Origin of the sequence: Citrobacter sp. Cb028 (assembly GCF_030336705.1) — a bacterium.
GTDB lineage: Bacteria > Pseudomonadota > Gammaproteobacteria > Enterobacterales > Enterobacteriaceae > Citrobacter > Citrobacter braakii.
In genome coordinates this window covers 257,310-270,555 of the sequence record NZ_JAOWCZ010000035.1, presented here as the reverse complement: position 1 = coordinate 270,555, position 13,246 = coordinate 257,310, and the positions used below count along the sequence as shown (strand labels likewise).

At 50.7% G+C, this 13,246-nt stretch carries 11 protein-coding genes; 5 read left to right on the top strand and 6 right to left on the bottom strand.

What is annotated here, in order from left to right; translation table 11 throughout:
* Positions 1 to 85: 85 nt before the first annotated feature.
* Genes pgtA through pgtC form a run of 3 tightly spaced genes read right to left on the bottom strand, consistent with a single transcriptional unit; the run spans position 86 to position 4,522 of the window.
* On the bottom strand, positions 86 to 1,333 hold the full coding sequence (gene pgtA / locus OGV75_RS20130; RefSeq protein WP_286481105.1) for a two-component system response regulator PgtA: 1,248 nt from the start codon (positions 1,331 to 1,333) through the stop codon (positions 86 to 88).
* Positions 1,323 to 3,317, bottom strand: coding sequence for a two-component system sensor histidine kinase PgtB (gene pgtB, locus OGV75_RS20125; protein ID WP_286481227.1), 1,995 nt, complete (start codon positions 3,315 to 3,317; stop codon positions 1,323 to 1,325). The genes pgtA and pgtB overlap by 11 nt, the downstream gene beginning before the upstream one ends.
* Before the next feature lie 11 nt (positions 3,318 to 3,328).
* On the bottom strand, positions 3,329 to 4,522 hold the full coding sequence (gene pgtC / locus OGV75_RS20120) for a phosphoglycerate transport regulator PgtC (protein WP_369707203.1): 1,194 nt from the start codon (positions 4,520 to 4,522) through the stop codon (positions 3,329 to 3,331).
* Between the two features lie 421 nt (positions 4,523 to 4,943).
* On the opposite strand from pgtC, the gene pgtP reads away from it, so the two are divergent.
* Positions 4,944 to 6,335, top strand: a complete 1,392-nt coding sequence (gene pgtP / locus OGV75_RS20115) for a phosphoglycerate transporter PgtP (protein WP_016153890.1) — start codon at positions 4,944 to 4,946, stop codon at positions 6,333 to 6,335.
* A gap of 83 nt (positions 6,336 to 6,418) precedes the next feature.
* Here the strand turns inward: pgtP and OGV75_RS20110 are convergent, their stop codons facing one another.
* Entirely contained in the window at positions 6,419 to 6,661 is a 243-nt protein-coding gene (locus tag OGV75_RS20110; RefSeq protein WP_016153891.1) for a DUF2545 family protein, read from the bottom strand.
* Between the two features lie 442 nt (positions 6,662 to 7,103).
* Between OGV75_RS20110 and lpxP the strand changes: the two genes are divergently transcribed.
* On the top strand, positions 7,104 to 8,024 hold the full coding sequence (gene lpxP / locus OGV75_RS20105; RefSeq protein ID WP_016157070.1) for a kdo(2)-lipid IV(A) palmitoleoyltransferase: 921 nt from the start codon (positions 7,104 to 7,106) through the stop codon (positions 8,022 to 8,024).
* A 41-nt stretch (positions 8,025 to 8,065) separates the two neighbouring features.
* On the opposite strand, the gene OGV75_RS20100 is transcribed toward lpxP, so the two are convergent.
* Positions 8,066 to 8,680 (bottom strand): lysozyme inhibitor LprI family protein, encoded by a 615-nt coding sequence (locus OGV75_RS20100; protein WP_286481104.1) that lies wholly within the window; start codon positions 8,678 to 8,680, stop codon positions 8,066 to 8,068.
* A 343-nt stretch (positions 8,681 to 9,023) separates the two neighbouring features.
* Between OGV75_RS20100 and ypdK the strand changes: the two genes are divergently transcribed.
* Entirely contained in the window at positions 9,024 to 9,095 is a 72-nt protein-coding gene (gene ypdK, locus OGV75_RS20095; protein WP_010723117.1) for a membrane protein YpdK, read from the top strand.
* A 66-nt stretch (positions 9,096 to 9,161) separates the two neighbouring features.
* On the opposite strand, the gene alaC is transcribed toward ypdK, so the two are convergent.
* Positions 9,162 to 10,400, bottom strand: coding sequence for an alanine transaminase (gene alaC / locus OGV75_RS20090; RefSeq protein ID WP_016153894.1), 1,239 nt, complete (start codon positions 10,398 to 10,400; stop codon positions 9,162 to 9,164).
* Positions 10,401 to 10,787: 387 nt separating this feature from the next.
* On the opposite strand from alaC, the gene OGV75_RS20085 reads away from it, so the two are divergent.
* A complete protein-coding gene (locus tag OGV75_RS20085; RefSeq protein ID WP_286481103.1) occupies positions 10,788 to 12,485 on the top strand; it encodes a sensor histidine kinase in 1,698 nt (565 codons plus the stop codon).
* 14 nt (positions 12,486 to 12,499) lie between these two features.
* Positions 12,500 to 13,234: a two-component system response regulator YpdB gene (ypdB, locus tag OGV75_RS20080; protein WP_016153896.1), complete on the top strand. Its 735-nt coding sequence runs from the start codon at positions 12,500 to 12,502 to the stop codon at positions 13,232 to 13,234.
* The last annotated feature ends 12 nt before the right edge of the window (positions 13,235 to 13,246 follow it).

Sequence of the window (13,246 nt, the reverse complement as noted above, 5' to 3'; positions counted from 1 at the left end):
ACCTGGACTTCCGTTGCCTATTTCGGTGAACGCCAACGCCGCCACCGAAATACTCTCGACGTCCCTTCTCCTCCAATCCTGTCGACTAAAACTTATAGTGTTCTTTGCTCAGCCCGTATTTTCTCATGCGTAAATACAATTTTTTACGCGGGATTTGTAAATACTCCGCCACTTCATTAATGCGCCCCTGATGAATATTTAGCGCTTCAGTAATGATCTGTCGCTCATACTCTTCAACCCGCCGATCGAGCGGTGTTGGTTCAGGCAGATGCAGTTGCGGATTCGCGGTTTCAGCCAGCGGGAGTAGCCCAACGGCAAAAAGCTCGGCGGCATTCGCCAGTTCCCGAACATTACTTAACCACACGCGACGCCGCATGCCTTTCAGTAACTCCCCTTCAACCTCGGGCACGGGATGATTCAGGCGCAGACAGGCTTTCTGCAGGTAATGACGAAACAGCGGCTCAATATCATCCGGACGCTGTGATAGCGGCTGGCAACCGATTTGCGTCATCGCAAAACAGTAGTAGAGTTCGGCCACAATCTGGTTGGTTGCCGCCAGTTCCACCAACGATGTGTCACCAATGCCTATCAGACGAAACGGACGCCGCTCCTGGCTTTGTAGATGCGCCAGATGGTGCTGCTGTTCACGCGTCAGGCATTCAATATGGCTCAGGACCAGCGTTCCTCCTTGCGCCTGTGCAATAAGGTCATTGAGTAGTCCCGCGTTCCCGGGCGTTAGTTCACCGCGGATAAACGGTCCATCAGCGCTGCGCCCAAGCTGATGCAAATACCGGGCTCCGGTCATACGTCCTGTCCCCGGCTCGCCATAAAACCAGACGGCAATATCCGTTTCCGCCAGGTGTTGCAGACGTTGACGATACTGATTGACCCAGTCACTGTAGCCGAGCAGTTCAACCTGAAGCTTTTGCTGGCAATAATGGCGACGGGCAATCACGGATTGTCTCTGACGCAGCGCATCCTCTACCAGCGACAGCAGTTTGCCGGGGTCGACCGGTTTTTGCAGAAAGTCCCATGCGCCTTTCTTTACTGCCTCCACCGCCATCGGGACATCGCCATGCCCGGTGATAAGCAGGATTGGCAACTGATTATCATCCTGATGAAACAACGTCATCAGGTCTATTCCATTGCAGCCAGGCATACACACATCGCTCAGAACAATCCCCGACCAGTCGGCCTGCAGCCAGTTTCGGGCATCAAAAGGGTTATTGCATGCGTAAACACGGTACCCCTCTTGTTCAAGCAACAGAGTGTAAGCGTCGAGAACATCGGCATCATCATCAATCAGCAGAACAGAATAGTCATCACACAACATCGTTTACATCCGTCAGATTAAATTGCAGAACGACGCAGGCATTACGCCCCGGTGTCGACGCCAGGCGCAGCTCGCCGTTCATTTGCCCCATTAACGATACACAAATCGATAAGCCAATACCGAGCCCCACATCCTTACTGGTGGTAAACGGCTTTAACAGTGATGGCAATAACGCCTCAGGCCAGCCGGGGCCGTTATCGCAGACAAAGACGCACAATCGGCTGCCCTCAGCCTGCCAGTGAACCTCTATTTGCGCGCCAGTCGGACTGGCATCCAGCGCATTTGCCAGTACGTTTACCAGCACCTGCTGAATACGCACTTCATCACCTGTCACCCATACACTCTGGGCTGGAAGCGTCAGCGAACCCTGCTGAGGCTTATGCCGCATGGCCAACAGTTCCCAGGCGGCGCTGAATGTTTGTCGCAGATCGACCGGATGCAAAGGCGCGCCCGGCTCGGCCCGACGTGCAAACTGACGCAGCGAACGGATAATGGCATCAATACGGGTAATCAGCCCCTCCGCTTTGGTTAACGTACTTCTGGCCTGAGCGGATTGTCCTTGTTCAATTGCCCTTCCCGCCGTAAACAGGTACATCGACAGCGCATTCAGCGGTTGGTTAATCTCGTGCGCCAGCGTGGTCATGGTCTGTCCAACCACTGCCAGTTTTGCCGTCTGGATCAGTTCATCCTGCGTTGCCCGGAGATCGGACTCTATCTCCTTGCGCTCTGTCACTTCCTGCTCCAGCTGATTTTTTTGCGCACTCAACTGGCCCAGAGTATGGCGCAGCAATCCTGCGATGCGCCCCAGCTCATCGCGCCCATAAACCGGGATGGTGGCATCCGTTCTGCCAAGACCAATTTGCACCACGGCCTGGTTGAGTGCGGTAAAACGCTTCACCAGACGCGAACGAATAAAGTAATGGTTGAGCCCCCAGGCGAGAAGTAGCGCCAGCAGCGTCGCCAGCAGAATAAGTCCACCGCTGACGCGAACAATTTGTTCCAGCCGCTGGTTAAACATCTGCATTTGCTGATGGCTACTCCCCAACTGCGCCTCAAGCAGTGTTCGAAAGCGCCCGAGCGTTGCCTCTCTGGCATGGTTGGCATCAACGAGCGCTTTTTGCGCGGCGACATAATCGCGCATGGTATCGGGCATTTTATTTTTCATCATCCCGATTTCCAGTAACTCATCAATGGTTTGCCGCAGGGTGATAGTACTGGGCCAGTCATCGAGGGTACGGATATTTTCATCCGCCGTTTTCTTCAGGTTCTCCAGATAGCGGATATGATTCTCCACCAGCATTCCGTCGTCGCTACCCGACTTCAGTTCATTGAGCCTGTCGCGTAAATCATCCACGATCTGATTTTCAATTCTTGCCAGGGTGTAAACCTGCTGCTGCTCGTTTTGTACCTCTCTGGCACGTTTGAGATACTGCGCTGCATCGCCGTTTTTGGCCTCAATTTGATCCAGCAACGTCCCCTGCTGCCAGGTAAAATCCTGCACCAGCGAATTCAGCTCGGTAGTAAAATCATCATGTAGCCAGTCGATGCGCGCGGAGAGTTCACTCACCTTTTCGCGCACGAGGAACATGTTGTAGAGCACCCGGTCCAGCTCCGCCATCAGCGCCCGGCTGTCTTGCAAAATCACCGCCAACTGCTGTTGTTCTGCCGATTGTAATCCCCGGCTCAGCACCTCAATTTTGTCCAGATGAGAAATAATTTGATTGCGCAGTTGCAGCCTCACCGTGGTGTTGGGGGCCAACAGGAATTCATTAAGCTGATCCACAACCAGGTTGAGATTTCCTTCTATCAAAAAAGCGGAATGTACGCGCGGGAAGTAATCATCAAGTGAATAGCGTATCTGCGAGCTCTGCTCATGCCAGGAGTACAAACTGACGCAGCTTACGCTCAACGTCAGTAATGCGCCCGTCAGAAACGCTCCCCGCAGGCTGCTGCTAATGCTGAGCTGGCGCAGGCGTTGCAGTATCGAACCACCTTTCATTTTAACTCTTCCAGTTTGGATATCGCCTGACGCTGATTTTTAAGAAACCAGAGCTGCCACTCCATCATCTGCTGTTCGGCTACGCTTTTATTCTCAAATTGCGCAAGCCAGGCCTCATCTTCACTACTTCTGGCGTCTATCGGGACGCTGGTCAGTAATGCTCTGATTTCGGGTAGCGGGCGTTTCAGGCGCGCTTCCGCACTGTATAGCGCCCGCCAGGCATCTTTCAGCTGCGCGAGTCGAAAACTGATGGCGGTATCAAACATCCGCTGCACCAACTGTTGCCGCTTAAGGATCAGCCGATAATTAAGCGCGGGCTGGCTCATCAAAATAGCCTGCTGAGCGGCGCGTGGGTTATCAGGCGCGAGCTGCGTGACCGGATATTTCCCCGTGTTCGCATCCGCAAGGATCCGCTGTCCTTCCGGGCTTAACAGATAGCGGATAAAGCGACGCGCTTCGTTGGGGTGCTGGCTATTCTTGAGTACGGCAACATAGGTGGGTGACACCGCCGAGCGAGGGAAATAGGTAAAAGTAAGGTGCGGATCGTTAAGCAACAGGTTGGCATAGTTATCAATAACCGGCCCCGCCACGCCCAGACCGCTCTTAATTTTGTCGGCCACGCCAAAACTGCGTGATGAAATCGTTACCAGATTACCGGCGCTGGCCAACAGCGTCGCCCAGCCCTCTTCCCACCCTTTCTGTTGCAGCAGCGACTCAACCATCAGGTGGTTGGTATCGGAACGCGACGGGCTACTCATCAACAGCGCGTTCTGATATTTAGGCTGCGTTAAATCCCCCCAGTCGGCAGGCGGCGGAAGATGCCGCGCTGCCAGCGCAGAACGATTAATCAACAGGCCAAACCCTGATATCGCCACAGCCACGGAGGTCGAGCGAATCGAGTCTGGCACCAGCCGCTGGCTTTCAGGCAGCGCATTATCGAAAGGCGCCAGCTTCTGATGCTCCTGAAGATGCTGCAACAGCATGGGTGATGAGGTCAAAATCAGATCGACGTTTTCTGCATTCGCAGTATCCAGCAACTGTTCCAGCGAACCGCTGGTCCGGTTTAACGTGCGAATCATCACTGACCCTGGCTCCGTCTGCCAGCGCTGGATAATCCAGGCCGTGGCCCCTGGGGAAAAGGTGGTCGCCATCACCAGCTCTTTACCCAGGACCTGGCAGCTCGCCGACAGCGACATAAAACAGAGCAAGAATGCCCAAAAACGCCCCCGGCCCAACAGTCTGTTTGTGATCCCGTTCATAAATACCAACATGTACAAAAAATAATATTGAGACAAAACTTACCCGTTTATCACCGCTGGGGGAAAGAATAAGGTTATTCGTAGAATAACCAAACGGAAAGTGACGACATCAGTAAAGAATACCCGAAAATGCAGCCTGAATTTGTTAATACCCGCACACGCCGATGATAAAAATTCCCGTGAAAGAATAGAATTGAAAATCCATTATTAAAAAAGAGTCAAAATCTGCCACGCCGCCCGAAAATTGAGTCAATAGTGACACATTTCATCAACTTGAGTTTCTTCGCCGTCTATTTCACTCTTCACTGCGAAAAATCCTGATATTCACATCAATAAAAAATTAGGTGATGATATGTTATCAATATTTAAGGCAGGACCAGCGGCGAATAAAGTCCCGGCGGAGAAAGTCCAGGCAACTTATGGCCGATACCGAATTCAGGCATTACTCAGCGTATTTCTTGGCTATCTTGCGTACTATATTGTGCGCAATAACTTCACGCTTTCGACTCCATATCTGAAGGAGCACCTGGATCTCAGCGCTACGCAGATTGGTTTACTCAGCAGCTGCATGCTTATTGCCTATGGGATCAGTAAAGGCATTATGAGCAGTCTGGCAGACAAGGCCAGCCCGAAAGTCTTCATGGCATGCGGCCTGATCCTGTGCGCTATCGTCAACGTAGGCCTGGGGTTCAGTACCGGATTCTGGATATTCGCCGCGTTGGTCGTTTTCAACGGTTTGTTTCAGGGGATGGGCGTTGGCCCTTCATTTATTACCATCGCTAACTGGTTTCCACGTAAAGAACGTGGACGCGTTGGCGCATTCTGGAATATCTCACACAACGTTGGCGGTGGTATTGTCGCCCCGATTGTTGGCGCCGCATTTGCCATTTTGGGGAGCGAACACTGGCAAAGCGCCAGCTATATTGTTCCGGCCTGTGTTGCCGTACTGTTTGCTTTTATTGTGCTGATGCTGGGGAAAGGTTCACCACGCCAGGAGGGTTTACCGGCTCTGGAACAAATGATGCCGGAAGAAAAAGTCGTATTAAATTCCCGACACGCTGTCCAGGCGCCAGAAAATATGAGTGCCTTCCAGATCTTCTGCACCTATGTATTGCGTAATAAAAATGCCTGGTATGTTTCACTGGTAGACGTTTTTGTCTATATGGTGCGTTTTGGTATGATTAGCTGGCTGCCAATTTATTTATTAACCGAAAAACATTTCTCGAAAGAGCAAATGAGCATAGCTTTTCTGTTTTTCGAATGGGCGGCAATTCCTTCCACATTACTGGCGGGTTGGCTCACCGATAAACTGTTTAAAGGCCGTCGCATGCCGCTGGCCATGATCTGTATGGCGCTGATTTTCGTCTGCCTGATCGGTTACTGGAAAAGTGAATCGCTGCTGATGGTCACTATTTTTGCCGCCATCGTGGGTTGCCTGATTTATGTTCCGCAGTTCCTGGCCTCCGTTCAGACCATGGAAATCGTCCCCAGCTTCGCAGTAGGTTCTGCAGTAGGGTTACGCGGATTCATGAGCTACATTTTTGGCGCATCGCTGGGAACCAGCCTGTTTGGCGTGATGGTCGATAAAATGGGATGGCATGGCGGCTTCTATCTGTTGATGGGCGGGATTGTCTGCTGCATCCTGTTCTGCTACCTCTCCCATCGCGGCGCGCTGGAACTCGAACAACAACGGAAAAACGCTCAGCAAGAGGAAGCGTCACTCCAGTTGGCTGATGCCCGGTAACCGATTTGAGTCTCGCAAAAAGTGCCAGCGATGCTGGCACTTCATTACATTCAGATAAAGAATAAATAGCTCAACGTGATAATTTATTGCTTACCGTAACCCACCATAAAGCGGATGATCAAACCGCATGCTGGGGCAAGAAAAAGGAATAATCCGGTAACCATCTCGTTACCATTGGTCAACTGCATAGTAAAAACGTAAATTAATGCCGTGAGTATGGCCATGCCGATAAAAGCACTTATTGACGCCGCAGCCCCCATAACCTGCCAGATATAGCAACTGACGCTCAGAATGCTCAACGCGAGAAAGATCCAAAAATAGAACATAGCGATACCTCCTGTTTGCCGTAAAAATTTACGTAAGTCCTTACACTCCCTTGAGTTTATATTCTAAGACAATTCCCAATGGTTCGCAATTTAAGCAACATTTTCGTTACAAAAATCACTCAATCGCTGACTACTAATTTATTCGACAGCCGTTTATTTAATCGTCATAAAAACAACGCATTATATATCGACTCATTTTTGACCTTAATCGCCGTAAAAACATTTACGCATCTTGAGTAATTATTTCTGGCTGACATTAATATTCGGGTGTACATTGAGCGTCCGATCATTCATGCCCCTTCCTGGTTTTGTCCTGACTCAGTTTTACACTCTTTACAGGAACCAATGTCGTTCATGGCGGCCTAACGATCAGTACAGACTGTAAAGCGGCAGACTAAAGAATCTTCGCGATACACCTATTTCGTATCAACAACAGGTGCTTATGTTCCCCCAATGTAAATTTTCACGCGCGTTTTTGCATCCGCGCTACTGGCTCACATGGTTTGGCGTCGGTGTGCTCTGGTTACTGGTACAACTTCCCTATCCCGTGTTGTGTTTTCTTGGTACCCGTACAGGAACGCTGGCTCGTCCATTTTTAAAGCGCCGTGAATCTATTGCTCATAAAAATCTCGAACTCTGTTTCCCAAATCTGTCGCAAGAAGAAAGAGACAAACTGGTCGATGAGAACTTCCGTTCACTCGGCATGGCGCTGCTTGAAACGGGTATGGCCTGGTTCTGGCCGGATCGCCGGGTACGCAAATGGTTTGATGTAGAAGGGCTGGACAACCTGAAACGCGCACAGATGCAAAACCGTGGCGTGATGGTGGTAGGCGTACACTTTATGTCACTCGAGTTGGGTGGTCGCGTAATGGGACTTTGCCAACCGATGATGGCAACCTATCGCCCGCACAACAATAAGTTGATGGAGTGGATCCAAACCCGCGGTCGTATGCGCTCCAACAAGGCCATGATCGGCAGAAATAATCTGCGAGGTATTGTCGGCGCCCTGAAAAAAGGGGAAGCAGTATGGTTTGCCCCCGATCAGGACTACGGTCGTAAAGGGAGTTCATTCGCCCCCTTCTTCGCAGTCAAAAACGTCGCGACCACCAACGGTACTTACGTGCTGTCACGGTTATCGGGAGCAGCGATGCTGACCGTAACCATGGTGAGAAAAGCAGATAACTCCGGTTACCGCCTGTTCATCACGCCAGAAATGGAAGGTTATCCAACAGATGAAAGCCAGGCAGCGGCGTATATGAACAAAATTATCGAAAAAGAGATCATGCGCGCGCCCGAGCAGTATCTCTGGATCCACCGTCGCTTCAAAACTCGCCCGATGGGTGAAGCCTCGTTGTACATCTAAAAAGAAAGGCCGAAAGGCCTTTCTTTTTTTCTGCGCCTGAATTACTTCACGCCCCACTTGTTCTGTAATTCAGCCATTCGCTCATTGTAGTTACGGGCTATACACGCTGGCTTATCCTGCTCTTTCCAGCATTCGTTACGCCCTTTCACCCAGCCGCGTTGCTCTGCTTTGAGCGTCGGGTTATTACTCGATTTCACCAGCGCCTGCTTGTAGGCCCCGTTCATTGCCAAATCCATGGCTGAGAGCGAAGGACTTTGACAGATAACCTCTTCGATACTGCCCTTTGCTACCGCAGAACAGGAAAAAGAAGGCCCGTTGCTGGTCGATTTCTTTGCCCCTGAAAAGTCGATATTGTCTTCAGGCAGGCAAATCCCGTGCTTACGATTAGGCCCGGTCCAGGAAACGTCCGGATTCCCGTCATCTTTACGGGAGATAGACACGGTATTGTTACCGCTTTTTGCTTCCCAGTAATTTTCATTGAAGGCCTTTACCGTCGCCTTAGTGCCATCAATCCAGATATTGCCTTTACCATCACTATTCACACCACCAATACTTGCGCAGCTGAAATTGAATGCCATCGGCGAGGCCGCCATCGACGTCACTGGCGTAAGAACGAGTGCTAACATCATTAATCTGGTCATTTTTAACCTTTTCATAATCTCATTCCGCGAAAAATTAACCGCATTAACATCATGGAGATATGAGAATTCTCCGAGTAAACATTTCGTCGCTCAATAGCAATTTATTACCGACAGAAATTAAACTGTCGCCGAATCACGACACTTGTAAGTTATTAAAATTAAATAAAAAAATGCCTCTTGTCTCACCTCATTTTTAGGCGTACATTAGCGCCGTCTGGAGCATAAAAGCTCAGAATTCTGAGGTGATGCAGACAAGCAAACGAAGGGAATTCTCCATTTCGTTTACGCGTGCATCAGCTCTCTGTCAGGTTAGCATATGTTCATTTAGACGTACCTCAGGTACGCGGAGAGATGAAAAGTGAAATATTTCTTTATGGGCATTTCTTTTATGGTCATCGTTTGGGCCGGTACTTTCGCCCTGATGATCTAAATTAAAAGACGCAGCAAAAAAAACAGGAGCCTGATGGCTCCTGTTTGCTTTTGGGGAAACGTGTTGTTAGTCGGTACTTTCAGTGGCCGATTTTGCACTGGCAGGCAGTAAGCCATCGGCGCGGAACATTGCTTTGATGCCACGGATCGCCTGGCGGGTACGGTCGCGGTTTTCAATTAACGCAAAGCGCACGTGCGTATCACCATAATCACCAAAACCAATCCCCGGCGAAACGCACACCTTCGCCTCGTTCAGCAGTTTCTTGGCAAATTCAAGTGAGCCCATTGCGGCGTATTGCTCTGGGATTTTCGCCCAAACGTACATCGAGGCCTTGGGCATCTCGACCATCCACCCGGCTTCATGCAGCCCCTTAACCAGCACATCTCGACGACGTTTATATTGCTCAGCAATATCCCGCACGCACTGCTGATCGCCTTCCAGCGCGGCGATTGCTGCAACCTGCAACGGAGTAAATGTTCCGTAATCGTGATAGCTCTTAATTCGAGCCAGCGCGTTCACCAGCGTTTTGTTACCTACCATAAAACCGATACGCCAGCCCGCCATGTTGTAGCTTTTCGATAGGGTGAAAAACTCCACCGCGACATCACGAGCGCCCGGTACCTCCATAATCGACGGCGCTTTCCAGCCATCGTAGACGATATCGGCATAGGCCAGGTCATGAACCACCAGCACGTCATAGCGTTTAGCCAGGGCCACAACTTTTTCGAAGAACTCCAGCTCGACGCACTGCGCAGTCGGGTTGGAGGGAAAACCTAAGATCATCATCTTCGGTTTCGGGTAGCTTTCGCGAATCGCGCGCTCCAGCTCATTAAAGAAATCGACGCCTTCGACCAGCGGCACTGAGCGTACCTGCGCGCCGGCAATCACCGCGCCATAAATATGGATCGGATAGCTCGGGTTCGGTACGAGGACCGTATCGCCGTGATCCAGCGTGGCCAGCATCAGGTGCGCCAATCCTTCTTTCGAGCCAATCGTCACAATCGCTTCGGATTCCGGATCGATCTCAACGTCATAGCGTTCCTGGTACCAACGGGAAATTGCCCGACGCAGACGCGGAATGCCGCGCGAGGTGGAGTAACCGTGCGTATCCGGGCGCTGCGCCACGGTACAGAGTTTTTCGACGATGTGAGGAGGCGTGGCCCCATCCGGGTTCCCCATGCTGAAATCGATAATATCTTCGCCGCGCCGACGCGCAGCCATCTTCAGTTCAGCAGTAATGTTAAAAACGTAAGGGGGAAGGCGATCAATACGCGTAAAGCGACGTTCAGGGCGGGAGTCAGCCATAATATCCTCAGATTAACGTTAGCGCCCGGACCGTCCGAGCGACGCTGCCACGATGGTGGCACGTTTAGAAAATAGCCTGAATAATTTCCTTCTGTCGAGAGGCAAAACAAAATATTTTTTATTGAGATAAAAGAGGAATAGCCAGAAAAAATGAGGAAATAAAATTTTTCACACTCCGCTTAAAATTACCACTATTTAACATTTTATTGTTAAACATATTACTTTGTGCGCTCCGTTGACAGGACAGGCATTGTAAATACAACAATCATGCAACAATCCCCTTTTAATATTAAGGTTTTTCCCCATTAGCTACAGGCTGCGGGTGTGCTGGTCATCCAGCCTCAGGTTACCTATCATAGAGGTTTAACCCTTGCGCAAGAGTCACCCGTGCACGAAATATTCAATATGCTGCTGGCGGTATTCGACCGGGCAGCGCTGATGCTGTTCTGTCTGTTTTTCCTGATTCGTATCCGCCTGTTTCGCGAACTGTTGCACAAGTCAGCCCACTCCCCGAAAGAGCTGCTCGCCGTTACCGCGATGTTCTCAATGTTTGCCCTGTTCAGTACCTGGTCCGGCGTACCGGTAGAAGGCTCACTGGTTAACGTACGTATTATCGCCGTCATGTCAGGGGGAATTCTGTTCGGTCCCTGGGTCGGTATCATTACAGGCCTGATCGCGGGCACCCACCGCTACCTGATCGACATCGGCGGCGTAACCGCCCTGCCCTGCTTTATCACCAGCATTATGGCAGGCTGCATTGCCGGCTGGATCAACCGTAGGATCCCCAAAGCGCAGCACTGGCGTGCGGGTATTTTAGGCGGAATGCTGTGCGAATCTCTGACCATGATCCTCGTCGTCGCCTGGGCGCCCACCACCGAACTGGGGCTGGATATCGTCTCGAAAATCGGCATCCCAATGATTCTTGGTAGTGTCTGCATTGGTTTTATCGTCATGCTGGTGCAAAGCGTGGAAGGCGAGAAAGAAGCTAGCGCCGCGAAGCAGGCTAAGCTTGCTCTGGATATCGCCAACAAAACTCTGCCACTTTTTCGCCAGGTCAATAGCGAATCGCTTCGCCAGGTGTGCGAAATTATCCGCCATGATATCCATGCTGATGCCGTCGCTATTACCAACACCCAGCACGTGCTGGCCTACGTTGGCGTGGGTGAACTTAACTACCGCGATAATGATGATTTCGTCAGTCCGACTACGCAACAGGCGATCAATTACGGAAAAATCATCATTAAAAACAATGATGAAGCGCACCGTACGCCGGAAATACACTCCATGCTGGTGATTCCGCTTTGGGAGAAAGGTGTTGTCACCGGTACGCTAAAAATCTACTACTGTCACGCCCACCAGATAACCTCCTCACTACAAGAAATGGCCATCGGCCTGTCGCAAATTATCTCGACTCAGCTGGAAGTCTCCCGGGCGGAGCAGCTACGCGAAATGGCAAATAAGGCAGAGCTGCGTGCGCTACAAAGTAAAATAAATCCCCATTTCCTGTTTAACGCCCTGAACGCAATTTCATCGTCGGTGCGGCTGAATCCAGACACTGCGCGCCAGCTGATTTTTAATTTATCGCGCTATCTTCGCTATAATATTGAATTAAAAGACGATGAGCAGATCGACATCAAAAAAGAGCTATATCAAATCAAGGATTACATCGCCATCGAACAGGCCCGTTTTGGCGACAAGCTGACGGTTATTTATGATATCGATGAAGAGGTAAGCTGTTATATTCCCAGCCTGCTGATTCAGCCGCTGGTAGAGAACGCTATCGTCCATGGGATTCAACCCTGCAAAGGAAAAGGGGTGGTCACCATCAGCGTTGCGGAGTGCGGTAATCGGGTACGGATTGCCGTGCGGGATACGGGCCACGGCATCGATCCAAAAGTGATTGAACGGGTCGAATCCAATGAAATGCCGGGCAATAAAATTGGTCTGTTAAATGTGCATCATCGCGTTAAGCTGCTCTACGGCGAGGGCCTCCATATCCGCCGTCTGGAGCCAGGCACAGAGATTGCCTTTTATGTGCCTAATCAGCACTCGCCCGCAGCCGCACCGGCCACATTGTTGCTTTAACCAGGAGTGAAGTCGTGAAAGTCATCATTGTTGAAGATGAATTCCTGGCCCAACAGGAACTTAGCTGGCTGATAAAAGAGCACAGCCAAATGGAGATTGTCGGCACATTTGACGACGGTCTGGACGTGCTGAAATACCTCCAGCACAACCGCGTTGACGCCATTTTTCTGGATATCAATATTCCCTCGCTGGATGGAGTCCTGTTGGCGCAAAACATCAGCCAGTTCGCGCACAAGCCCTTTATTGTCTTTATTACCGCGTGGAAAGAGCACGCTGTTGAAGCCTTTGAACTGGAGGCTTTTGACTACATCCTGAAGCCGTATCAGGAATCACGCATCGTCGGCATGCTGCAAAAGCTGGAAGCAGCCTGGCAGCAACAGCAAACGGGAACCTCGCCTGCCAGTCCGGTGACCCGCGAAAACGATACGATCAATCTGATCAAAGATGAGCGGATCATCGTGACCCCGATCAACGACATCTACTACGCAGAAGCCCATGAAAAGATGACGTTTGTCTACACCCGGCGCGAATCGTACGTGATGCCGATGAACATCACTGAATTTTGCAGCAAATTGCCTGCTTCGCATTTCTTCCGCTGCCACCGCTCGTTCTGTGTGAATCTGAATAAAATCCGCGAGATCGAACCCTGGTTTAACAACACCTACATTTTGCGCTTAAAAGATCTGGAATTTGAAATCCCGGTGAGTCGGAGTAAAGTGAAAGAGTTCAGGCAGTTAATGCACTTATAGCGCAGAGAAAGA

What these genes read in the sequence shown, in the direction of transcription:
- pgtA (WP_286481105.1), bottom strand. Translation starts at nt 1,333, where the DNA reads ATGTTGTGTGATGACTATTCTGTTCTGCTGATTGATGATGATGCCGAT.
- pgtP (WP_016153890.1), top strand. Translation starts at nt 4,944, where the DNA reads ATGTTATCAATATTTAAGGCAGGACCAGCGGCGAATAAAGTCCCGGCG.
- OGV75_RS20110 (WP_016153891.1), bottom strand. Translation starts at nt 6,661, where the DNA reads ATGTTCTATTTTTGGATCTTTCTCGCGTTGAGCATTCTGAGCGTCAGT.
- lpxP (WP_016157070.1), top strand. Translation starts at nt 7,104, where the DNA reads ATGTTCCCCCAATGTAAATTTTCACGCGCGTTTTTGCATCCGCGCTAC.
- OGV75_RS20100 (WP_286481104.1), bottom strand. Translation starts at nt 8,680, where the DNA reads ATGAAAAGGTTAAAAATGACCAGATTAATGATGTTAGCACTCGTTCTT.
- alaC (WP_016153894.1), bottom strand. Translation starts at nt 10,400, where the DNA reads ATGGCTGACTCCCGCCCTGAACGTCGCTTTACGCGTATTGATCGCCTT.